The sequence below is a fragment of the Flintibacter muris genome, from assembly GCF_943192995.1.
GTDB classification, from domain to species: domain Bacteria; phylum Bacillota; class Clostridia; order Oscillospirales; family Oscillospiraceae; genus Lawsonibacter; species Lawsonibacter muris.
This window is the reverse complement of record NZ_CALPCP010000004.1, coordinates 159,498-182,332: the sequence shown is the minus strand read 5'-3', so window position 1 is coordinate 182,332 and position 22,835 is coordinate 159,498. Positions and strand designations below refer to the sequence as shown.

Annotated in this window: 18 protein-coding genes; 15 read left to right on the top strand and 3 right to left on the bottom strand. The window is 55.6% G+C overall.

The window, feature by feature from the left end:
- Nucleotides 1-77: 77 nt before the first annotated feature.
- The 8 genes from NFS22_RS06175 to NFS22_RS06140 all read left to right on the top strand — a co-directional run bounded on the left by NFS22_RS06175 (nt 78) and on the right by NFS22_RS06140 (nt 7,439).
- Nucleotides 78-1,442 carry an MATE family efflux transporter gene (locus NFS22_RS06175; RefSeq protein WP_251316843.1) on the top strand — a complete coding sequence of 455 codons (1,365 nt, stop codon included), beginning with the start codon at nt 78-80 and terminating at the stop codon, nt 1,440-1,442.
- Between the two features lie 173 nt (nt 1,443-1,615).
- The gene (locus NFS22_RS06170; RefSeq protein ID WP_251316842.1) at nt 1,616-1,927 is read left to right on the top strand and encodes a hypothetical protein; all 312 of its coding nucleotides are present in this window, start codon (nt 1,616-1,618) and stop codon (nt 1,925-1,927) included.
- A 566-nt stretch (nt 1,928-2,493) separates the two neighbouring features.
- Nucleotides 2,494-2,802, top strand: coding sequence for a helix-turn-helix domain-containing protein (locus NFS22_RS06165; RefSeq protein WP_251316841.1), 309 nt, complete (start codon nt 2,494-2,496; stop codon nt 2,800-2,802).
- Nucleotides 2,803-3,188: 386 nt separating this feature from the next.
- Nucleotides 3,189-5,117 (top strand): ATP-dependent DNA helicase, encoded by a 1,929-nt coding sequence (locus NFS22_RS06160; RefSeq protein ID WP_251316840.1) that lies wholly within the window; start codon nt 3,189-3,191, stop codon nt 5,115-5,117.
- Nucleotides 5,114-5,263 (top strand): hypothetical protein, encoded by a 150-nt coding sequence (locus NFS22_RS06155; RefSeq protein WP_251316839.1) that lies wholly within the window; start codon nt 5,114-5,116, stop codon nt 5,261-5,263. Before NFS22_RS06160 ends, NFS22_RS06155 begins: the two co-directional genes overlap by 4 nt.
- Before the next feature lie 65 nt (nt 5,264-5,328).
- Complete coding sequence (locus tag NFS22_RS06150) at nt 5,329-5,571, top strand: recombinase family protein (protein WP_251316838.1); 243 nt, start codon at nt 5,329-5,331, stop codon at nt 5,569-5,571.
- Between the two features lie 55 nt (nt 5,572-5,626).
- On the top strand, nt 5,627-6,451 hold the full coding sequence (locus NFS22_RS06145) for a ParA family protein (RefSeq protein ID WP_160637723.1): 825 nt from the start codon (nt 5,627-5,629) through the stop codon (nt 6,449-6,451).
- Nucleotides 6,444-7,439 (top strand): ParB/RepB/Spo0J family partition protein, encoded by a 996-nt coding sequence (locus NFS22_RS06140; protein WP_251316837.1) that lies wholly within the window; start codon nt 6,444-6,446, stop codon nt 7,437-7,439. Before NFS22_RS06145 ends, NFS22_RS06140 begins: the two co-directional genes overlap by 8 nt.
- 49 nt (nt 7,440-7,488) lie before the next feature.
- Here NFS22_RS06140 and NFS22_RS06135 read toward each other — a convergent pair whose 3' ends face one another.
- On the bottom strand, nt 7,489-8,322 hold the full coding sequence (locus NFS22_RS06135; RefSeq protein WP_251316836.1) for an Rpn family recombination-promoting nuclease/putative transposase: 834 nt from the start codon (nt 8,320-8,322) through the stop codon (nt 7,489-7,491).
- A gap of 158 nt (nt 8,323-8,480) precedes the next feature.
- Between NFS22_RS06135 and NFS22_RS06130 the strand changes: the two genes are divergently transcribed.
- The 7 genes from NFS22_RS06130 (at nt 8,481) to NFS22_RS06100 (ending at nt 21,874) form a co-directional block, all read left to right on the top strand.
- On the top strand, nt 8,481-8,864 hold the full coding sequence (locus tag NFS22_RS06130) for a hypothetical protein (protein WP_160572919.1): 384 nt from the start codon (nt 8,481-8,483) through the stop codon (nt 8,862-8,864).
- Nucleotides 8,865-8,878: 14 nt separating this feature from the next.
- Complete coding sequence (locus NFS22_RS06125; protein WP_251316835.1) at nt 8,879-9,274, top strand: type II toxin-antitoxin system RelE/ParE family toxin; 396 nt, start codon at nt 8,879-8,881, stop codon at nt 9,272-9,274.
- A 79-nt stretch (nt 9,275-9,353) separates the two neighbouring features.
- Nucleotides 9,354-10,265, top strand: coding sequence for a hypothetical protein (locus NFS22_RS06120; RefSeq protein WP_251316834.1), 912 nt, complete (start codon nt 9,354-9,356; stop codon nt 10,263-10,265).
- Nucleotides 10,262-11,086 carry a class D sortase gene (locus NFS22_RS06115; protein WP_251316833.1) on the top strand — a complete coding sequence of 275 codons (825 nt, stop codon included), beginning with the start codon at nt 10,262-10,264 and terminating at the stop codon, nt 11,084-11,086. Before NFS22_RS06120 ends, NFS22_RS06115 begins: the two co-directional genes overlap by 4 nt.
- A gap of 198 nt (nt 11,087-11,284) precedes the next feature.
- Nucleotides 11,285-12,427, top strand: coding sequence for an S-layer homology domain-containing protein (locus NFS22_RS06110; protein WP_251316832.1), 1,143 nt, complete (start codon nt 11,285-11,287; stop codon nt 12,425-12,427).
- 139 nt (nt 12,428-12,566) lie between these two features.
- A complete protein-coding gene (locus NFS22_RS06105) occupies nt 12,567-21,200 on the top strand; it encodes an MSCRAMM family protein (protein WP_251316831.1) in 8,634 nt (2,877 codons plus the stop codon).
- A gap of 65 nt (nt 21,201-21,265) precedes the next feature.
- Nucleotides 21,266-21,874, top strand: coding sequence for an HD-GYP domain-containing protein (locus tag NFS22_RS06100; protein ID WP_251316830.1), 609 nt, complete (start codon nt 21,266-21,268; stop codon nt 21,872-21,874).
- A gap of 3 nt (nt 21,875-21,877) precedes the next feature.
- Here the strand turns inward: NFS22_RS06100 and NFS22_RS06095 are convergent, their stop codons facing one another.
- Both NFS22_RS06095 and NFS22_RS06090 read right to left on the bottom strand, forming a co-directional pair.
- On the bottom strand, nt 21,878-22,612 hold the full coding sequence (locus NFS22_RS06095; protein WP_251316829.1) for a class I SAM-dependent methyltransferase: 735 nt from the start codon (nt 22,610-22,612) through the stop codon (nt 21,878-21,880).
- Nucleotides 22,613-22,634: 22 nt separating this feature from the next.
- Nucleotides 22,635-22,787, bottom strand: coding sequence for a hypothetical protein (locus NFS22_RS06090; protein ID WP_251316828.1), 153 nt, complete (start codon nt 22,785-22,787; stop codon nt 22,635-22,637).
- Between the last annotated feature and the right edge of the window lie 48 nt (nt 22,788-22,835).

Genomic DNA, 22,835 nt, shown 5'->3' with positions numbered 1-22,835 from the left:
CTGCATCGGACTATGGATATTCATTATAGCAGTTAAACATCAACTCACAATTTGCCATAAAATAGGAGGTATATGTAATGGCACAAAAACAAGACACTCGTACACAATTGCTGACGGCATCACCGTTTCAGTTGATGATTTCCCTGAGCCTTCCGGCAATCATCGGCATGGTTGTAGTCGGGCTGTACAGCTTCATGGACAGAGTATTCGTGGGCCAGCTAATCGACCAGGTGGCTATGGGTGCGGTTTCCGTTTCCTACCCATTTACCCTAATCAACTCTGGCATTTCCACCTTGATTGGAGTTGGGTCGGCGTCGGTCTTATCCAGAGCGGTGGGAAAGAAAGATCAGGAAACTATTGACAAGATCATGGGCAACCTGATCGCGCTGAACCTGATCCTCGGCTTGATTGTTACAGCTCTGGGCATGATTTTTACCCGCCCCATTCTTTCCCTGAGCGGTGCGGAGGGCGAAATCTTGAACAATGCCGAACGCTATCTGCGCATCATCTTCGCGGGCAGCCTGTTTGTCAACTTCGCTCAGTCGTCCAATATGATTATGCGGGGAGAGGGCCTTTTGAAACAGGCTATGGTGTTCAGCGGGGGGTCGGCAATCCTAAATATCATCCTTGACCCCATTCTGATTTCCGCCCTCAAGCCTCGTGGGATGGGAGTTGAAGGCGCGGCTTACGCAACGGTCATTGCCCAGATCGTCTATGCGGCGGCGATGCTGTGGCACTTCCGCTCCAAAAGTAAAAATGTCCGTATCCACGGCATTCGGGTGGAAAAGAGCCTGATTCCCGAGATTTTCGGGGTCGGCTTCTCCGCCATGCTCATGCAGGTCATGACCTTGCTCCAGCAGACGGTCCTTTATCACACCGCCCATAGCTACGGCGGGGATGACTGGCAGATTCTTTTAGGAGCCGCACTGAGCGTACAATCCTTTACCATGATCCCCATGTGGGGCGCCAGCCAGGGATTCCAGCCTGCGGTCGGGACAAACTACGGAGCAAAGCAGTATGGCCGGGTCAAGCAGATTACGAAAGTCTTTATCACAGGTGTCACTGTTCTGAGCCTGATTTTCTACATCCCCATCCAGCTTGGCGCGGAACCGGTGCTGTCCTGGTTCATTAAAGAAAACAGGATCGTGAGCATGGGCGTAACGGATTTCCGCATCCTGTTCAGTACCTATATCTTCCTGGGGCTTGTGCTGATGGCCATTACATTGATGCAGGCTCTGGGCAAGGCATCCAAGGCCAGTGTATTGGTATTGCTGCGGCAGATCGTACTGTTTGTTCCTCTGGTCCTTCTGGTTCCCAAACTGGGCGGGATAGGTATCAGCGGCGTATTCCTCGCTCCAGCGCTAACGGATTTGATCGTACTGGTTATTGCTATTATTATGCTGATTTCTGAGTTTCGGAGTTTATCAAAACAGACTGCATAGCACAAAAATACCAGGATGGGGATACAAGCCGTATCCCCATCCTGGCAAGGAGGTTCCTATGAAAAAGAAATATGTACTTTGCTCTTTGCTGCTTCTCACTATCCTGGGTGGTATCGCATGGTGGATATGGGATCGTGTAATCTGGAGCAAAAACTAAGGAGAAAGATAGAGATATGGACATTATCAGTGCGATGAAAAACGCCGCTTTCAGCACCGCCGTTACAGCGGCGCTCAACTATCTGGAAAAAGACCCGAAGGCCAACATTCCCAAGGCCATGAAGCTGATCGACACGGCCCTCCCGGACGGCTGGTACGAAGAACAGCGGGCCGCTTTCCATAAAGCCATTGAGGAAAAGGGCAACTGGTATCAGCCCCTTTTGAAAGCCTATCAACTGGATACGGGTGTCCGAAAGACGTTCTTCCAGAACTTCATATGCTGCGGCCCTGCCCCACGCTGGAAAACCCGGAGTGTCTGCGGGCAATAGTAAAGCGTACCGGTGCAAAGTCCACCGATTTGCAATCGCCGGAGAGTGTGAATCATCTTTGTGATAAGTGCAAGAGCTATGCGGCCTGCTGGTCTGGTACTGCTGAAGAATTGTGGAGTATAAGCCAAAACGGGGAAAAGGATATGAAAAACTGATTTTAGGCGTATCCATATTTGCAACTGGTTTTATCAGTATAAAGCCCTCAAAATTTTGACATTCCATGTGCGATATTTCTGAGGGCGTTAAGGGAGGAAATTTCCCTTAACGCCCTCATTTTGTACCCATAAGCAGGTGATATTATGAAAAAGCCCTTTTGTACCGCCGAATGCAGGCAGATGGCGATCTGAACGACCACCCTCGTGTAATATTGTTTGCTCAGCCTGAGCGGAATTTCTCCAAGCAAGGGGAAAACACAAGAAAAATTCATAAAATATTCACTATTTGGAAAAAATGGGGGTTCCTCTATTATTGGCCCATTTTTTCACAGTGGCAGCCGTACATAGCAAAATACCCATGACATCCAATCTCACCCCGCACACCTAAATTTGAGATTGGAGCTTACATAAATGACTTATGATGTGAAACAAAGCGGAGAACGTATCCGTCAGCTCCGCATTCAACACAGGTATACCCAAGAAACGCTTGCAAAAGAACTGAATATTGACCGAAGCCTATTAAGTCATGTCGAGGCCGGCAAAAGGGGTTGCTCTGTAGATTTGTTTGTTCAGCTCTCCAATATTTTTAGTGTATCGCTGGATCTGCTCATTTTGGGTAAGGAGCAAGCCATGTCATCAAGCGTAAACGACCGGGATATGCTGAAAATGGATATAGCAGAACTGATTGGCAGTTTGGAGGCGTTTCAGCGAAAGCTGTGATGAGATGTGACGATTTGTCACGGAAATGTGACTAAAACACTCTAAAAATCATCCCGCAAGTCCTCTACAATAGAACCAAGGCAAATACCCCTGCACCTTGAAAATTTCATATCAGCAGTACGGATCACCACACGGACAGACGCACAGTGCGCGCCATGACCCGGAGGGGGCAACAGTCCCTTCCGGGCCGCGATTAAGCCTGCGCGGGACGGCCTTGGCATCGCCGCCTATCATCCCCTGGGTTGAAAGCAGTAGAGACCCTTGGAATGTGTCCGTGAAGGTCTGCCGAGCCTTATCCGTTACTGTTCCCTATACCTCATCGGGGGGCGAGCTGCAAATACGATGAGTACCAATGAGAAAATGAACCAAACAAGGGGATTTTACGGATGAATATCAACAATAACAGGCAAAACGCCCACAACGAGATTGATAGGGTTTTCAAAGTATTACTCCCCGCACGAAACATGGCGGAGCGCCCTGAACAGGTGTCGCTCTGCCACCGGATGCTGGACGCCATGCTGGACGGCGGTATCGCCTTGTGCGACGCCGGAACGGGGATCGGCAAGACTTACGCCTATCTGGTGGCTGGGACGGTGTTCAGCCGTTTCCGGGCCACCAGCGGGCTGGAGGTTCACCCCCTCCTCATTTCCACCTCCAGCATCGCTCTGCAGAATGCGGTGCGGGATGAATACCTGCCGCTCTTGTCCTCTGTGCTGATGGAGGACGGTCTGGCTGGTCAGCCCATCCAGGCGGTGATCCGCAAGGGAAAGTCCCACTACGTCTGCGATGAACGTCTGGAAAACCGGCTGGGCCAGCTGGATCTGAGCAAGAAGAACTGGAGATCCGGCGCGGCTCTGCTCACCCTGCGGGGCCAGCTCGACACCGATGAAGCCGCCCACCTGAGCGGCTATGACCGGGCGCGGGTCTGCGTCCCTCCCGTCTGCGACTGCAGGCGGGAGGGCTGCCGATACCTTGCCTTTTTGGAATCCTGTGACACAGGCCAATTTCTTTTCCAGGTCTGCAACCACAACCTGCTGCTGGCGGACGCCATCCATCGAGGCAGCGGGCTCAGACCCATCCTGCCGGACGCCTGCGCCCTCATCGTGGACGAGGCTCACAAACTGCCGGACACTGCCCGTCAGATGTTCGGCGTAACGCTGGAGGCGGAGGACATCCGCACCCTCACCCACAGCCTGCGTGGAGAACGGTTCCTGCTGGCGGCGGAGATCCTGAGTGACAGCGCCAAGTCTCTGCTGCGGAAACTGGCCCGCCCACCGGAGGACCGGCCCTTTGAGCATTATGCAAGATCGCTGGCTGCCCCGGATCGGAGTCTGACCGTGATCCGAAAGCAGCTCCACGGCCTTCTCACCCCACCTACCCGCAGGCAGTTGGAAACTGTCTCCTCTGCTGTGTCCCTGTTCCAGCAGGGCCGCTCTGATCTGGTGTTTTACACAGCGGAGGACGGCTGCGGCGGCACCATGCTGTGCGCCGCCATTTCTGATCTGACCGCTCAGCTCCGCCAGACGCTCTGGCGGCAGGAGCGGCCCGCCGTCCTCACCTCCGCCACGCTGGCCGTAGGCGAGGACTTTCGCCGCTTCAAAGAGGAAACTGGCCTGCTGACCGACAGCTGCGTTACGGAGTCTGTTGCGCTTTCGCCCTTCGACTACCAGCAGAATTGTCTGCTGTACTTACCTCAGTTTCCGCCCAGGCAGAAAGCTGCCGCCTATTATGACGAATTGGCGAAGGAGATCGCCGCCCTGCTGGACGCGGCCCAGGGCCACGCCCTGGCGCTGTTCACATCCTACGCCGCTATGTCGGCAGTGAAGGAGCGCCTGCCGGACCACGGTCTGCGCTATCCGCTGTTCACCATGGGCCGCAGCGCCATCCATACTACCGAGCAGTTCAAAGCCAGCCCCGGCAGTGTGCTGCTGGCGGCGGGGGCCGCCTGGGAGGGCTTCGACTTCCCCGGCGACTGTGTGTCCCTGCTGATCATCCCCCGCCTGCCCTTCGCCGTCCCGGACGCTCTGAAGGAAAAAGAGAGGGAGAATCATCCCTCCCTTCGGCTGTTCATTCGGGCGGTGGTGGTGCCGGAGATGCAGATTAAGCTGAAACAGGGCTTCGGGCGGGCCATCCGCACCGAGACCGACACCTGCGTGGTGGCCATCCTGGACGAACGAGCCACTAAGGGCAAGCGCTACAGCAAGGATGTGCTGGCCGCTCTGCCGGAGATGCCCGTCACTGGCAGCCTGGAGGATGTGGCGCGCTTTATTCAGCAGGTGAAGGGGCCGGACTATTTCCGGGAGGCATCCGCATGATCGATGTGAAGAACGAGATGCGGTACATTTTGGTGATGCGGCTGTTGGAGCAGGCAGCGGAAGTTGGTCTGCTGTCTGCCGAGGAGTTGTGGGCCGCCAAGCGGCTGGCGCTGGAGCGGTATCGCCCCGCAACTGTTTGGGAATAGTGATAGCTTTTCCCGGTGAGGTGTGGTAGTGTTGTCGGTATCCAGAGGAAAGGAGGCCGCACCAGATGAGCAAAAACGTGACCATCATCCCGCCCAGCCAGAGCAAGCCCGATACCCTGCGGGTAGCTGCATACTGCCGGGTCAGCTCCGACTCCTCCGACCAGCTTCACTCCTACGCCTCGCAGATCCGCAAATACACCGAGGAAATCGGGCATCATGACGGCTGGGAGCTGGTGGACATCTATGCTGATGATAGTGCTATATTAGGACCAAGTCAGAAAGTGCTTATAAAAGAAGCCTTTATCTGATTTGGTCCATTTTTTGCGTTAAAAATTTGAAATAAAAAATGAGGGGATGTGCGGAATGGGAATTATTTACAGCGTCAGCAATTTTAAGGGGGGCTGTGGTAAAACATCAACAGCCTTAAATTTGGGAGCTGCATTAGCAGCTGCTGGGAAGTCTGTTGCCCTGATTGACAACGATGTTCAAAGCAATCTCACAGCGTCGCTGGGCTACACCCCTGCCGAGCAGCCTCGCACCCTTGCCAACCTTCTACTGTCTGCCATCGACTACCCAGAGGATCTGGATTTTCACTTGCGGAAGACTATCATCCACACGGACACAGGCATCGACCTCATCCCAGCCAACCGCCGGCTGTCGGATGCTGCTGCCCGGCTTCAGGTCATGCAGCTCTCTCAGTACAATGCTGTTGGGGATTCTGATCGGGCCAGCGAATGTGTCATGTCTGAACTGTTAGAGCATCTGCGTCCCTGCTATGACTACATTATCATCGACTGCGGATTGAAGCATGAATTGCTGACCGTCAATGCGCTGGCAGCGTCGGATTTCTGTATCGTTCCGGTCCAGGCTCACTTTCTGGCCAGCGAGGGTATCCCGGAGGTGCTGGAGTTGGTAAGGTCAGTGCGGGAACGGTTCAACCCCAGACTCCAGGTCGCTGGCATCCTGCTGACCATGTACCAGTCCCGGCCTCAGCTGTGCCGCAGCGTCCGGGAAAGTGTGGGCGAGATCTACGGCGAGACGTTTCATGTTTTTGAGCGGCCCATAGAATACTCCATCAAGGTAGCGGAGTGTCCCGCCGCCGGGCAGAGCATTTTCGATTACGCTCCGAAGAATGCTGCCGCTGAGTCCTACCGCAGTCTGGCAGAGGAGGTGCTGAGGCTTGCCTAAAGCGAACATGAACGATATGTTGAAACGGCGCATGGCCGCTACCCAGCAGGCATCAGAGTTACAAACCAGCGATGAAGCCTACCAGCAGATTTTCCGTGAAAAGGCACCAGCTGGAGCCTCCCAGCTCTGCGACCTCCCGCTGGACAAGCTGGTATCCTTTTTCACAGCGGATATCGGCTTTCGCCCTTACCCCAGGGCCAAGCTGGAAGCCTTTTCGGAACAGATTCAGGAGGACGGCCTGTTTGTCAGAATCATCGTCCGCCCTATCAGTACAGATAAGTATGAGATCCTGAGCGGTCACAATCGAGTTGCCGCTGCAAAACTGGCTGGGTGGACTACGATTCCTGCGGAGGTAGTGGAGGCGGATGATGCTAGGGCCATCGTGATTGCCACCTCTACTAACCTGATCCAGCGGCAAGGGCTTTCCACCATAGAGCGAGGAAAGGCATACAAAGCATTGCTGGACGCAAAAAACCGCCAAGGATACCGTTCCGATATGGAGAACGGAACTTCTGGCGATTCTCGCCAGAAGTATTCGGCCCGGGCCTTGGTCGCCGAATTTTTTGGCGTCACCGAGTACGAAATTCGGAAAGCCGTTAAGCTGACCCAGCTGATACCGGAACTGTCCGATATTCTGGAGAACACCCCAAAGCAGCTCAACCTCGCCTGTGCCGACCTGATTGCGGACTACGACGCTGCGTCTCAGCAAGCGTTTATTGAGATGTGTTCTATTGAGGGCTATCCGATGAACAAAGCCATTATGCAGCACATTGTCTGCAAATGCCCTCCCCCGACTGCCGGACGGCAGGAAATGTACGCCGCTTGGCGTGAAGCCCGGAATGCGGCGGAAAAACGTATGATGGCCCCGCCCAGGAAAATATCCTTTGACCGCAAGCAGTTTGCCCCCTATTTGGAGAGGTTCAGCAGTGACCAGGAAATTGAAAAGCTGTTCCTGGAGTTTCTGCGAGAAAGGGCTAAGGTTTCATAGACTAAATCAGGGCAGCCTCATTATATGGGGCCGCCCTGATTTCATAAGGCTATTTCTGGTTAAGAATGTCCATCACCTGCTCCAGGGACATCTTGAAACGCTCTGCAATTACGGCGGGGTCAAGGATGTCCTTTAATGCAATAATTGTATCTTTGAATCCTTTTTCCATGCCCTCTGCGCGGCCGTCTTCCAATCCGTCCATATAACCTACTCTGCGTTCATCCATCATCTTCTGCGCATACGTCATATACGACACCTCCAGCTTCTTGTCACTGCGCACCTCTTGTATCCGTTCCCGGGCCATTTGCCCTAGGGGCGTCTCATAGGGCTGTTCCAAGTCGTTTGTGCGGATTAGATCTAGAAACTCCAAAATCGGTTTGCTGGCGTTGGCCTCTGTGTATCGGCTGTTGAGGAAATACACATGGGAACCATCCGCATAGGGGACGTTGGTATCCTTCAAGAAAGCTATCCGTTCGCCCACCGCCTTGCCAATGTGGAAGTAATCGAAGTCACAGACGAATATGATGTAGCTTTCGGAGAGACTGGCAAAGTCCGCCCCCTTGGGCAGCTCATTGCGGTCGATGCCGCTCTGGTAAAACCTGACCCGGCGGGGCAGGTCGTCCTTCCGCTCTGCTTGGATCTCTACATTAAAAACAGTGCCCTTTCCATCTTTTAAATATATGTCCAGGCGGATGCCGTGGTATTCATAGCTGTCGCTCATTTCTTTTTGGCGGTCGAGAAATTCGATTCGCTGGATATCTATGCCCAACAGCGCCTCCAGAAACAATCTGCATATCTCATCAGAGCGCATGACCTGCCCGAACATAAAATCCGATTTCAGAGGGAGTTCGCTGAGCGGGGTAATGGTATATTGCTTTGGCATGGGGCAACGCTCCTTTTCACTGCTTCCTGCCATTAGTATAGCACAGAAAGCCCCTTCGGTCAATTTGCGGGCCGTTTTTGCAATAGAGAATTTTCAATTTTGGCTTGATGCCTGTGGGCGTCAGGCTATTTTTATACCTGGAAGGAGGTGACAACGATATGAACAACTACCAACGGGCCCACAGTCCCTTTGAGGACTCCGCCACTCAGCGATTGCGGCGCATGGGCCTGACCACCGAGGACGGCTCCCCGGAACGGGACGCTATGGCCGTATTTAGCAGCATATTCGCCGGCCAGTTTTTTGATGATCTGTGCGACTATTATCAGGACTACGAGAACGTCCAGGAAACCATAGCCCAGATTTTCCACACGGCGGAGCAGGCCGATCCCAAGCAGAAATTTTTGATGATCTGCCTGCAATATGACAGCATCTACCGCTCCCTGCCCGACCCGGTGTGGTGGATCAGCGGCAGCCCGGATTTTGCGGAGCTGTTTGCCGAGGACTTTCTGACTCACTTAAAACGTCTGGCAGAAAATACATAACGGAGGATGAGAACATGGATCGTATTAAAATTTACAAGCCCCCGGATGGTCCTGCCCAGGCGGCGGAGTTCATTGAGGGGCTGGAGCCCAAGCTGCGGGACAAGCTGGTCCGGCAGATTTTTTATCTCTCCCAGACGCCCCTTTCGGAACTGAAAGAGCCCCACTACAAGCACTTCTCCATTGAAAAGTATCAAAGCCTCTATGAGCTCCGGGAGAAGGGCCGGGTGGTGGTGCGGGTCATCTTCACCCCCTGTCCCAACGGGGACTATCTGCTCCTGCACGCCTTTGTGAAGCGCCAAAAGCGTGACACCGAAAAAGCGCTGGAGCACTCACTCAGACTGCTGGCGTCGCTCTGGGATCACCCGGAGTACGCAGTAGAATATATCGTCAAGGAGGAAAAACGCACATGAAACACATCGTACCCATCACCCTGGCGGCCGCGCTGGCACTGTCCAGTGCGGTATTTTTCTGGAAAAGGAGGGCCCGGAGATGAAAAGACTGCTCACCTGTTTGCTGCTGGCGGCGGCTCTGGTAACCAACGCCTGCGCCCTGGAGGTGCCCACCGACACCACCATCCAGAACCTCAACGGGAGCCAGCAGCTCATCAAGACCTACACCCTGCCCCCCGGGACTGATCCCCAGCAGCTCATTGAGGAGCCCTTCGAGCAGGAGGGCTACCGCTACACCTTCGCGGAGATCGTGAAGGAGGAGAATCAGGTGTCGGACCGCAAGTACCACACCGAGACGGTGACCCTGGAGACCGGCACCAAGGACCTGGGCAAGATCCTGGAACAGCTGGCGACCACGCTGGACTATGATGACGGCACCTATTCCGGCGTCCTGACCCTGGATCACACTGCCATTCGCACCGAGGCCTCCGGCTATGCCAGCAAGGCCAAGACCGTCACCGCCACCAAGACCATCGGGCCGCTGGACCGCAACGATATGTCCTACATCCCGGCCACCACAGTCAAGGACGGGGTGACGCTGAACCTGTCCAACGTGGACTGGCAGATCATTGGCACTGACCTGGTGGGGGATGCCCTGGCCCCGGCCTCTTATCAGGCCGTAGCCACCTACTCCGGTAAGAGCTACCACAAGGTCGCCACTGGGTACATCACCTCCGCCGACTATGTGGGCGAGGTCACCCGAGACGACGTGGAGAGCGTCACCTACAAGGTGACCTACCTGGGGACGGAGACATCAGGCATCAACCTGCTTCCCGACCGGAGCGGCGTCAGCGTGGCCGGCCTGCCCGGTAAAATCCTGCCCTATGCCTTGGGCATCCTGGGTGCAGGAATCATTGCCACCCTGGGGGTGCTGCTGTTCCGCTCCCGCCGGGCGCTGCGGCAGCTCCAGGAGGAACCGGAGGACGAATCTGAAGAGGAGGAGACGAAATGAAAACCTGGAAAACTTTGAGCAAAGCAATCCTGCCCGTCCTGGCTATGCTGGTCTTGGCCCCCTCCGCCTACGCGGCGGACTACTCCTTTGAGACCACCGCTCCCCAGGACTACTATAAGAGCACCAGCTACGAGGATGTTTATGGCAGTCAATACAACTACGGCGGCAAAAACGTGGTGGACTACCAGATTCCCGAGTTGGAGTACGGCCTCCAAAGCACCACCATGACCGGCGTGATGGAGCGTACCACACTTCCTGGTCTCCAGCAGTCCGTGGCAACGGGCAGGGGCGGCTATGGCGTGGCCGGCGGCGGACCTATTACCGAGCTGGTAGAAGCCGGCAAGCCGGGCTCCGCCGTTCCCCCCACGCCCACCATCCCCACTACTCCCACCTACCAGCAACCCGCCTACACCAGCGCGGAGGGCATGGCCTACAAGGACGGCCATATCGGCACCATCAAGATTCCGTCCCTCAAGATCAACATGAAGGTCTGGGAGGGGGAAACGAGTACCAGTATGTCCAAGGGTCTGGGGCATTACAGCTCTACCTCCGCCTGGGACGGCAACGTCGGGGCGTGCGGCCACAACCGGGGGACCAAGTACGCCATTGGCGCAATCAAAAATCTGAAGCAGGGGGACACCATCACCTACACTACCATGTACGGCACCCGGACCTATGCGGTCACACTGGTGAAAACCATCTCCAACACCGACTGGAGCTACCTCCAGGCCACCTCCGACAACCGGCTCACCCTCACCACCTGCCTGGCCGACCACCCGGAGAGCCGGGTCGTGGTACAGGCGGTAGAGATTCGTTCATAAAAGGTTTACAAATAACCTTTTGCGGCGAAACTCCGTGAAAAGCGGAGGTGAAACGACCGAAATTCAACAAATACGGCAAGGTTCAAAATATCGGCAAAGGGATTTAAAATAATCCTTTGACAGAGTCCGGATTCCGTACTATGCTCAAATCAGAAGGAAGAAACAAGTTGATTTTGGGTACTGAAAGGAGTGCAAAATATGAAACGGATCTTGACCTTGCTGCTGTGCGCCGCACTGACACTGTCACTGGCGGTCCCCGCCCTGGCCGTTCAGTCCGAGCGGGAAACGGCGGCGGTTTGGCTGAAGGAAAAGGGTATCCTGACCGGTGACCAGAACGGCAATCTGAATCTCGGTTCCGGCCTGACCCGGGCGGAGCTGGCTGTAATCCTGACCCGGCTCTCCGATGATACCGGGGATATGGGCCGAAACGCCGCCTATTACCGCACCATCTGTCCCTTCACCGATGTTCCCGATTGGGCCATGCCCTATGCCGGTTACTGTGCCGAGAAAAAGCTGATGGCCGGCTATGGCAACAAGCAATTTGGCCCAAGTGACCCGGTGACCCCGGCGGCGGCCTGCACCGTCATGCTCCGGTATCTGGACTGCCCGGCCAGCCAGTGGAACTATGCCACCGCTTGTGACAAAGCTATTGAGTTAGGCCTGCTCCCGGACAGCGCGGCGGCTGGCGTAGCCATCAACCGGGGGAACATCGCCATCCTGATCTATCGGGCACTGAATGTTATGGCAGGAAACTCTCACACGGCTTCGCAGGGTATCGGAGACGGCTATCTGACTAATGGCAAGCCCATTACCGAGGAAAATGTGCTGGAGTTGCTTCGCCAAATTGAAAAGGATTGGCCTACTGGCACTGTCTGGGGTACTCACAATACTCCGGGAACCCACAAGAATGATGTGCCCAGTACAGCGGCAAACCGCATTATGGATGTTTACCGGATCAGCGAGTACTATGGATGCAGCGGTTACGCTTCCATGGTAAGTTCTCTTATATTTGGTAATCAGACCAACCCGGGCCGCAGAGTGGACAACCTATCACAGATTCGGCCTGGAGATATCTTGTTTCTGGTTAACAACAAGACCGGCTCAATTTGGCATGTGATGATTGCCCTGGAATCTCCCAACAAAATCAACGCATTCCACTATACCGACGGAAATGTCGGAGAGACAGTCCAGTGGCCTGACCGGGAGAATCCCTATGGAAGAGAGAACCTAGATTGCTATCGGGGCGAGGGTAAGCATTACCATCTGGAGGTCTGGACCCGGTATCCCGAGAGCGTCCCCTACACCGGGAACAGCGTTATGGGCTGGCCTACCGGAAAATAAGGAGTATCTATGCACCTAAAACCACCCATTCCCCACATGAACAGCCCCAATTACAAGTAAAGAATCACATCCGCAAGGACTGCACAATTCTGTGCGGTCCTTTTTCATACCAAAAATCCGTTACAAGGAGGAAATTTCAATGCTGAAATGTATGAAAGCCCATTGGAAACGGGCAGTTTCTGGTCTGCTGGTTGTCATTATGGCCGCTGGTATGCTCCCGGTTTCCGCTTTCGCCGCTGACATAGGCGGTAGCTCCAACCCTTACGCCCCTACCGGCAGCTTCGAGTTGAACGTGGCCGGCACCACCGCCTGGAACGGCGGTGATGAGGTCCTCACCGTTTACAAGACCGAGAGCGGCGACACCCAGGCCGCCGCCATCCCTACTGCCACTCCATTTGCCCTTCTGGAGGACAAGGGCGACAACCGGATCAAGATTGGCTATGTCACGGAGGGTGGCTGGACCGGCGCTGGCCTGGACGGCACCGGTTGGGCGGACAAGGACAGTGTCCTGGTCAACCTGCCTGATGTGCTCCCCAGCGTTGCCTATGAGTTGGACGGCAGCAGGCTGTTCAACTCCCGCCTGACCCGATTTGAGTATGTGGTCCTCGGTTCCTACGCTCTGGCCGAACAGCTGGCCCAGCGTCAGCAGGAGGCTATGGTCGCCGGTGACACGCTGGTAGTCCGGCAGAGCGGCCAGACGGTGAGTGTCAGCCGGGCCAAAGGCGACCCCGCCCAACTGCACAGCTACACCCTGGACGGGGTGACCTACCAGAAGTATGACGTCTGGACTGAGTACAAAACGGCGGACGACAGTCTGAGTAATCTCAGCTATGACCTGCCCTTTTCCGTTGACCGGGCCTACAGCGCCGACCCCAGCGTGACGCTTACAAGGTTCTGCCCGCAGACGGTCAAGCACGTTCCCTCTAAGGTAAGCGCCAGCGACCCCACCGGAGGCGTTGGGGCCTATAACCCTGGCAGCCCCGGCGGTAAGAAACCCACTACCTCCAACGTAGACTGGCGCACTGATGCGGAGCGGACATTTCTGCGCTTTACCCTGATTGAATTTCCGAATGGTGTTGTTACCGACCTCAATACCAACGATTACAGTACTTGGCACGTTGTCGGCACGCCCCTTAATGTGGTATGGAACAAGAACGGGTCAGATGTCTGGTCCGCCGACAAGTGCCGGAGTGACATTACCTGGTACAACTCCTGTGCCATGCAGTACAACGGAAAAGGTGCGGATGCCGCCCAGCTTATGGCCGGCTCCTCTGTGCCCCAGGGTGTCTATTCCTACGATGCTACCGCCGGTCACAACAAACGCTGGGTGACCACTGCGGATGAGTTCCAAAAGGAAACGGGCATTACCGACCAACAGAAGGAGCAGATGTTCCACTGTAACTCCAGTTCCTGGTCCTCTGGCTGGAGAGATGGCGATTACACCTCCATGTGGGGCACTGACGCCGAGTCTGTGACCCCTGGAAACCTCTACAAAGTTTACAAGGCCAATGATGCGTTCCTTTATCTTCTGGGCCGGTTGAGTGAAACAGACAACGGTGCTGGCGGAGATGTTACCGGCTGGAGCAAGGACGAAGCCATGGAGCGTTGGTCTGAGTATGTCCACGATGCGGACGGCAATCTGCGCACAAAGTACCGGGTCATTGTAGAAACAGGCGGTGTCTTTAGGGACCCTGACGGTGTGCGCCGGGCCTACACGCTGCGGGAGATGATGGCCTACACCATTTACAATAATGAATCCCAAGTCAAAGGCAATTTAATTTGGGACCAGGCGTCCACCATGGTGAACATGGCCCGCTGGATGCGGCAGGGCAAGGATCAGCAGTTCCTCGAATATCCGCTTAACGAGGACGGTACTCCTACCGGTGAGGAGCTGCACTCCACCAACGGGTTCAGAGAGACAGACAGCTATGTGGATACCATCCAGTATCCTCGACCTATCCGGGATACTATATTTAGCGAACGTCGATCCTTCGGACTTCACATTTTTAGTCCTTTTAATTTTGAGCGTCCTGAACCTACAAGGCCGTCCTTGGAAGTTACTAAAAAAGTTGGGACGGGCATTCCGGCCGGTGTGGAATGGAACTTCACAGTTAGATATACCTCTGGCAGTCCTGCCAGTTTTAGCGCCAAGAAAAATGATGTTGACTGCACGAGTCAGGTGACTGAGACTGACAACAGTTTGAAATTCTCACTGAAGGCCGACGAGACCATCCGCATTGATTTCGAGGCTGACTCATCCTTCCGCTACGAAGTGACGGAGGACGACTCCTCCCAGCTGACCAATATCACCGGCATCGGCGGCACAGCCGATATGTCCGCTAAGAAATTTACCAGCAGCGGCGGAGCCTCCAAGGTGACTTTTACCAACGGCACTACTATTACCGAGAAGAAACCCGTCTACCTGAAGCTCAAAAAAATCGCCGCCAAGGACAAGAAGCCCCTGGCCGGCGCGGAGTTCTCTGTATATGCGGATTCCTCTTGCAGTGGCACACCCCTGGCCGTAATGACCACTGGTTCCGACGGCACAGCCAGCACCTCCGTCCCCAACATTGTGGAGGATGGTGGCTCTGTGACCCTGTACGTCAAGGAGACAAAGGCCCCCGCCGGCTGTGCTCCGCTGGCCTCCCCCTTCACCGTGACCTGCAAGGCCCCGGAGAACAGCACGGCGGCGGGCGCGGTCCAGGTCGGCCCCGCGAGCGGCATTGAAAATGGCGGCATTCCTGAGCCTGGGAAGGCCCTCCTGTTCAAACGGGACGCCAATACCAATACCGGCGTTGGCCCCGCCACGTTCAAGTTCTCCTCTGTCACCAACGGCGTCTATGAGTTTGACACCGATGAAAACGGCGTTCTGGAGAGCGTCCAGTGGTGGGACCCCACCGAGGCGGCAGGAAAGTACATCAAGCCCGGCGAGTACGCCGTGACGGAGCTGGTCCCGCCCCCCAATTACGAGCCCACCACCGAGGTCCAGCAAATCAAGCTGGAACTGGACGCCAACGGCAACCCCATCCCCGCCGGCCCCCTTGTCTTCAAAAATCTGGCGAAGGTCGGACTGAAGATCGTGAAATATGACCGGCAGAGCCACCGGCCCATGGCGAACGTCACCTTTGAGATTTTCCGGGACGGCGTTTCTCTGGGCAACTATGAGACGAACGCTAGCGGTGAGATCCTCCTGACCGGCATCGAACCCGGCACCTACCGGGCAGTCGAGGTGGACACCGGGGACGACAGCCACATCAAGGACACCGCCCCCCAGGAGATTGAGTTGACCGCCGGCTGTGGGACAAAAGAGCTGTTTTTCTTCAACGACACCAAGCCCGGCATGAAGTTGGTGAAGGTGGACAGCTCTGACCCGTCCAAGACCATTCCCAATGCTAAATTCCGCATTCGGGCCGTGGACGGCAGCTTTGGGCCGCAGGAATTTGTGACCAACGACAGCGGGGAGATCGACCTTTCCAATCTTCCCGAGGGGTCCTATGAGGTCACTGAGATAGAGTGCGCCGGGTATGTTATTGACAATGCCCAGCGCATTATTCATCTGAGGGCAAACGACCGGGCTGAATTTGTCTTTACCAACACCAAGAAGCCCGGTTTCCGTCTGGTGAAAACCAGCGCGGATGGCACTCCTCTGGATGGCGTGACATTCCGTATTGCTCCCATTGGCGACGCCAGCCATTCCATCGACCGCACTACCCAGAACGGCGGCGAAATCTTTGTGGAGGATTTGGAGCCTGGGATTTACTCGGTGCAGGAAACAGCCACTTTACCCAATCACATTCTGGATAAAACAGAGTACCATGTGGAGCTGTCTCCGGGCAAGGTTTCCGAGTTACGTCTGAGCAACGACAAAAAGCCCGGTTTCCGTCTGATCAAGACCAGTGCGGACGGCACTCCCCTGGACGGTGTTACCTTTCGCATTTCCAAAATCGAAGACGGAAGCCGGTATATTGACCGCACCACGAAAAACGGCGGTGAGATTTTTGTAGAGGATTTGGAGCCTGGCATGTATTCCGTGGTGGAAACTGCCACCTTGCCCGACCACATTCTGGACAAGACCGAGTACCATGTAGAGCTGTTCCCTAACAAGACCTCTGAGCTGCGGGTAAAGAACGACAAGCGGCCCAACCTTATCATTTGGAAACGGGACGCGGACACCGGCGAGGTCGTCCCCAACACGGTTTTCCTGGTAAAGTCCGCGGACGGCCACAGCGTCAACGAGGTCAAGACCGGACCGGACGGCAAGGGCACTCTGGAGAATCTGCTCCCCGGCGTATACGAAATTTCTGAGAAATCAGTCCCGGAGCCCTACCTCCAGGACGCGGCCAACCAGCTTGTGACCCTCTATCCCAACAAAGACCGGGAAGTTCTCTTTGAGAACCACAAGCGGCCCACTATCGAGATCATCAAGGAAAATTCCATCACCCATGAGCGGCAGGCTAACGTGCCCTTCCAGGTCTGGTACGCTTCCAATAACACCAGCACCGGTGAGTACAACGACCTGGGTGTACATTATACGGACGAAAATGGCCGTATTGTCCTCACTGAGCCGGATATTTTCCTCCGGGATGGCTGGTTCCGGGTGAAGGAGCTGGAACCGCCCCACGGCTTTGCCTTGGCCGACCCCGACACCCAGGAGGCGTTCATCCCCTCCGGGACAAGCCACACCTTCCTGTTCCAGAACCGGCCCCTGTCGGCCATTTGCGTTTGGAAGTATGACAGTGTCAGCCCCAACATGGCCATTGAGGGGGCGGTGTTCCAGATCCGCTACCTCTCCGGCAACACTTCCGGGACAGGCGGCACCGTGATCGGCACCTACCGCACCGGACAGAACGGCTCCTTCACGGCCACTGGTCTCCCCGCCGGCACCTATATCATTGAGGAGCTGTCCAGCGATGGCGACCATGTGATTGACACCCCGCCCCAGACCGTGTACCTCTCCGGCAACGATCAGGAGGTTATTCAGGTCCATTTCGGAAACAGCCCCAAGGGTTCCCTTCTGGTGAAAAAGGTGGATTCCGTCACAAAACAGCCGCTTTCTGACGTTGAATTTTTGGTCACTGACAGCAAGGGCAATGTCGTCGGCGACGCCAACGGTAAGTTTGTGACGGACAGCACCGGCAGCTTCACTGTCAGCGGTATCGACCCCAGCACGACGCTGATCGTGAAAGAGGTCCGAGCCAAGGACGGCTACATCCTGGACGACGTACCCCAGACCGCTGTCATCAATGCAGGCCAGACCGTCACCCTGGAGTTCCGCAACCAGCCCACCGGCTCCCTCCTCATTCGGAAGGTGTGCAGTGTCAACCCCAGTGTTACACTGGCGAATGCGGAGTTTAAGGTGGCCTACTCGGACGGCAGCCTCATTGGCGACAGCAACGGCGTTTACCGTTCGGACGAAAATGGCGAGGTGCGCATCGAGGGCCTGACCCCTGGCCGGAGCGTGGTCATTACCGAGACAAAAGCCCCGGCGGGATTCCTCATTGATACCCAGTCTCAGACCATTGTGATTCAGGCAGGAAAAACGGTCACGGTGACAATGAAAAACCAGCCCCGAGGAAAACTGATCATCCAGAAACGGGACAGTCAGACCAACCAGGTCTTGCACGGCGCTCAGTTCCGGGTGACCACCGCTGCAGGCTGTGAAGTAGGCCTGGACGGCGTGATCGGCACCGCTACTTTGACTTCCAACGGCATTTTTACTACCGATTCCCAAGGTGAAATCCGGATCAGCAATCTCGCTCCGGGAGCCTATGTACTGTCTGAAATCAAAGCCCCGGACGGTTACGTCATGGACAGCCCCAGCACCAACGTGGTCATCGGCCCCAACGGAGACACGCAGACGATCATTATCACCAACACCCCCAAGGCCACATTGACCATCACGAAAAGAGACGCTGTGACCCGCAAGCCTTTGGCAAACGCTGAATTTATTGTCCGGGACAGCGAGGGCCACGCTGTCGGCCCCACCAACGGTATCTACAAAACCGGAACGGACGGCACAGTGATTGTCTCCGGACTGGAGCCTGGCAGTACCATCATGGTGTCTGAAACCAGAGCACCTACAGGTTACATCCTCGATGAGACACCCAAGAGCATTGTGGTGAAGTCTGGCATTTCCAACAGCCTGATTTTTGACAACCAACCGGGTACAACCTTAATAATTCGGAAGTTCATCGAGGGAACCGAAAACGAGCCTTTGAGCGGCGTGTGCTTCAAGGTGGTGGACGGCTCCGGGGCCGCCGTTGGCCCGGACGATGGCTGCTATTACACCGACAAGGCGGGAGAAATCGTCCTGGAAGGCATTGAGCCCGGAACTACGGTGATTGTCAGAGAGATCAAGACCGTGGAAGGGTATGTCCTTGATGGCACGCCCCAGGACATCAAAATCGAGGGCGGACGTGTGCAGCAGCTCACCTTTTGGAACGCCAAGGCTGGTACACTGGTGATTCAAAAGAAAGACAGTGTAACCGGCAATTTTATTCCCGGCGCACAATTCCAAGTGACGTATGCCAACGGTGGGTACGTTGATAACGACAACGGCCATTTGAGCAGCAACGGCCTCTATACCACCGATGACAAAGGTGAAATTCGGATTTCCGGCGTGACGGGCACTATCGTTGCCAAAGAGGTCAAACCAGCCCCCGGCTATGTGATTGACCAGAGCACCCAGACGCAGACGGTCACGGTCAACCCCATGGACACACAAACTTTAACTTTCCTCAACGAACCTCTGTGCTCTCTCACGATTACGAAAAAAGATTCCGTTACCGGAAAGCCTGTACCGGGAACCGAATTCACGGTCAAGGACGGCAACGGGACTGTGCTGGGCCGCTACACCACCGGCAAGGATGGGGCTGTGACAGTCACCGGCCTCGTGCCTGGCAGTACCATCGTGGTTGTGGAAACCAAAGTCCCCAGCGGTTACGTTCTCAACAGCACACCCCAGACCATTATTGTGAAAAATGGCTCCAATTCCGTGAGCAGCGGCGGAACCACTGGCGGTACGGCCAATCCAGGCGGAAACACCAGCACTGGCGGCGGAACCAACGGCGGCAATGATCTCACGTTTGAGAACGACCCCAAAACCCGGCTGATTATCGAAAAATACATCACCGGAACCACCACTCCGCTGAAGGGCGTGACGTTTTTGGTCACTGAGTCCAACGGGCAGGTGCTGGGCAGCGCCAACGGCGAGTATGTGACCGATGAGAATGGCCGGATTGTAATTGAGGGCCTGGAGCCCGGTGTGACCATCATTGCGAAAGAAATCCGGGGCCTGGACGGTTATGTGCTCGATACCAGCCCCAAGAGCATCCAGATCAAGGTGGGTGACGCTCAGACCTTGAAGTTTTACAACACTCCTGTGGGCGGCTTGGAGCTGATCAAGGTGTCCGAAGCGGACAAGACCCAGCGGATCAAGGGTGTGACCTTTGAAATCCGCAAGATGGACGGCGCTCTGGTGGACACCGTGACCACCGGGGACCGTGGCCGGGTCCATGTCTCCCTGGACGCGGGCGACTACTACTGCGTGGAGGTCGAGGCGGCGGAGGGCTTCAAGATTGACAGCACCCCCCACTACTTCACCATCCGGGACAACGAGACCACCACACTGACCGTGACCAACGCCCCATTCAGCGGTATTATCCTGCACAAGATTGACAGCGTGACCGGCCTGGGGATTTATAACGTGAAATTCCTGGTCTACGATTCCAACAAGAATCCCATTGGGGAGTATGCCACGGACGACAACGGCTACATTTATATCGACGATTTGACCGTACAGGGCAAGGGCAAGCTGTTCATCCGTGAATTGGAGGCCGCACCCGGCTATGAGCTGGACAAGGAGTATAAGACTGTCTATGTCCAGCCGGGGAAAACGGTGGAAATCGAGTGGGAAAATACTCCCATCACCGGCCAGTTCCAGATTTACAAGTACGCTGCCGAGTACAATGAGGTCACCGGGGCCCCTGCCGGTGCTCCCCTCCAGGGCGCGGTCTATGAGATCAGCGAGGCCCGCTCAGGCAAGGTCGTCGATTATATTACCACCGATGCCAGAGGCGTAGCCGCCTCCAAGCCTCTGCCGTTAGGGCGCTATAAAATTGTGGAGGTTACTGCCCCGGCCTACTGGCAGGTCAGCGGCAAGACCTTTGACGAAACATTGGAGTATTCGGGCCAGATCATCAAGGTGAGCGACTACGACAAGCCCTCCAACCTGGGCGTGACTATCACCAAACGGGGCAACGCCGAGGTCCTGGCCGGGAGCCAGATGCGCTATGACTTCACCGTGGCCAACACCAGCAATGTACCGCTTGAATCCTACTACTGGCATGACCGCATTCCCACCGACGCGGCCCGAGCGACTATTTTCACCACCGGAACCTACAGCGCCCGGCTCAATTACCGGATTCTCTACAAGACCAATTACTCCGGGGCCTACCAGGTGCTGGCGTCCAATCTCATCACCAGCAGCAACTACTCCTTCAGCCTGAACGCTATCCCCATGCAGGCTGGGGAGTATGTCACTGATGTGTATTTGGACTTTGGCAAGGTGCCCGTGGGCTTCCAGTCGGTGGCCAATCCCACTTTGACCGTCACCGTCAGCGGTACGGCGGCCAACGGCTACCAACTGATCAACCGGGCCGATGTGGGCGGTAAGTATCAGGGCGCCTGGCAGACTGCCCAGGCTACCTGGCTCACCGTCATCCGCAAGCTGACGCCCACTTACGTTCCCACCCTCCCCAAGACCGGCTACTAAACTGAAAAGAGGGACGGCCCATCGGGTCGTCCCTCGCATTATATTAAGGTAGAGGTGAACTAAAATTGAATATAGAACCTGCGTTTACTGTCCTGCGCCGGGAGCAGCTTCTCATGGACCACGCTCCCCACAGCGTACAGTTTGAAAACCTGACCGGACAGCTTTTGCGTACCTTTTCCGCTGCCGCTGTCATTCCACCGCTGACTATGGCGGAAATCCGGCTCTACGCCACCCTGGCCCTGCTCCATGACGTGGGCAAGCGGGCCATCCCGCAGGAAATTCTCAACAAGCCGGGTTACCTGACCCCGGAGGAATTTGAGGTGATGAAGTCCCACACCACCCAGGGCTGCGAGCTGCTGGAGAACATCCCGGAGTTGCGGGAGTGCGAGGCGTTTCCTCTGATCTGCGACGTGTGCCGCCACCACCATGAACGGTGGGACGGCAGCGGCTACCCGGACAGGCTGGCCGGGGACAGCATCACCCCCTGGGTCCAGGTGGTAGGGCTGGCAGATGCCTTTGACGCGCTCATCCACCCCCGGGTCTACAAGCCGGCCTACCCCCAGGACCAGGCCAGTGACATGATCGTATCCGGGGCTTGCGGTATCTTTGACCCGCTGCTCCTGGCCTGCTTCGCCCGGCATATCGGCATGATCGCCCAGGCGTTCTATAACTGACCATCACCCTTCCCTAGTCGCTGAAACCAACAACATCATGGGCCTTCGCAACTCGTCTTTCATGCCCGGGATATCCATCATATGCCCTGGGGGCTGAGGCTCCACCACATGCTGAAGCCGAAATCCGTTTGCTATAAGCGTTTCAAGATAGGTGGTTAGCGTCCGGTGGTATTTTGTAACCTGCTCACCCAGAAAGATTGCGTCACGCTTTCCTTCCAGATAGTAATTATCTATGGGAAAGTGAAGAATATTACCGTTTTCATCATAGTACCAGTCCTGAGAGCCGTAGGCGGTAAATACGGGGTGCTCAACTGAAAAGACGAATCTGCCGCCCGGCTTCAGCCAGTGGCTGATATTCCGGACCAGTGAGGTAAAATCAGCGACATAATGAAAGGCCAGGGAACTCAATACCACATCGAAATAGGCGTCCGCAAATTGCAGATCCTCCATAGCGGCTTGCCGGTATTCAATGTTGGGACCGGGATTTTTCCGTGCGGCGGCTTCCAGCATTTTATGGGAGATGTCCGTCCCCAGCACATAGGCGGCCCCATGTTCGACCGCATACTTACAGTGCCAGCCATAACCGCAGCCCAGGTCCAGAACGGACAAACCCTGAAAATCCGGTAACAGCTTTTCTAGCTTGTACCATTCACCAGCTCCGGCAAGTCCTTGCCGGGAACGATTCATCTCGCTGTATTTCTGAAAAAATACGCAGTCATCGTACTTATTTTCTCTCATAATATCAAGTCCCATTTTATATTTAACCGTTCTGGAACTCCTTCAGGTGTTCCTCATACTCCTGCCGCTCCGCCTCAGTCGCCTCACGGACGGCGAACTTGCCACAATCGGGGCACTGTTCCGGCTGTCGGGTGCGGCTGAACAGGAAATGGCACTTATCACAAGCAAAAATCATTTTATATCACCGAGAGGCAAGTATATCACATCCTCGCCGGTTTGTATA

What these genes read in the sequence shown, in the direction of transcription:
- NFS22_RS06170 (WP_251316842.1), top strand. Translation starts at nt 1,616, where the DNA reads ATGGACATTATCAGTGCGATGAAAAACGCCGCTTTCAGCACCGCCGTT.
- NFS22_RS06120 (WP_251316834.1), top strand. Translation starts at nt 9,354, where the DNA reads ATGAAAAGACTGCTCACCTGTTTGCTGCTGGCGGCGGCTCTGGTAACC.
- NFS22_RS06165 (WP_251316841.1), top strand. Translation starts at nt 2,494, where the DNA reads ATGACTTATGATGTGAAACAAAGCGGAGAACGTATCCGTCAGCTCCGC.
- NFS22_RS06175 (WP_251316843.1), top strand. Translation starts at nt 78, where the DNA reads ATGGCACAAAAACAAGACACTCGTACACAATTGCTGACGGCATCACCG.
- NFS22_RS06130 (WP_160572919.1), top strand. Translation starts at nt 8,481, where the DNA reads ATGAACAACTACCAACGGGCCCACAGTCCCTTTGAGGACTCCGCCACT.
- NFS22_RS06145 (WP_160637723.1), top strand. Translation starts at nt 5,627, where the DNA reads ATGGGAATTATTTACAGCGTCAGCAATTTTAAGGGGGGCTGTGGTAAA.
- NFS22_RS06095 (WP_251316829.1), bottom strand. Translation starts at nt 22,612, where the DNA reads ATGAGAGAAAATAAGTACGATGACTGCGTATTTTTTCAGAAATACAGC.
- NFS22_RS06150 (WP_251316838.1), top strand. Translation starts at nt 5,329, where the DNA reads ATGAGCAAAAACGTGACCATCATCCCGCCCAGCCAGAGCAAGCCCGAT.
- NFS22_RS06160 (WP_251316840.1), top strand. Translation starts at nt 3,189, where the DNA reads ATGAATATCAACAATAACAGGCAAAACGCCCACAACGAGATTGATAGG.
- NFS22_RS06135 (WP_251316836.1), bottom strand. Translation starts at nt 8,322, where the DNA reads ATGCCAAAGCAATATACCATTACCCCGCTCAGCGAACTCCCTCTGAAA.
- NFS22_RS06155 (WP_251316839.1), top strand. Translation starts at nt 5,114, where the DNA reads ATGATCGATGTGAAGAACGAGATGCGGTACATTTTGGTGATGCGGCTG.
- NFS22_RS06090 (WP_251316828.1), bottom strand. Translation starts at nt 22,787, where the DNA reads ATGATTTTTGCTTGTGATAAGTGCCATTTCCTGTTCAGCCGCACCCGA.
- NFS22_RS06105 (WP_251316831.1), top strand. Translation starts at nt 12,567, where the DNA reads ATGCTGAAATGTATGAAAGCCCATTGGAAACGGGCAGTTTCTGGTCTG.
- NFS22_RS06125 (WP_251316835.1), top strand. Translation starts at nt 8,879, where the DNA reads ATGGATCGTATTAAAATTTACAAGCCCCCGGATGGTCCTGCCCAGGCG.
- NFS22_RS06115 (WP_251316833.1), top strand. Translation starts at nt 10,262, where the DNA reads ATGAAAACCTGGAAAACTTTGAGCAAAGCAATCCTGCCCGTCCTGGCT.
- NFS22_RS06110 (WP_251316832.1), top strand. Translation starts at nt 11,285, where the DNA reads ATGAAACGGATCTTGACCTTGCTGCTGTGCGCCGCACTGACACTGTCA.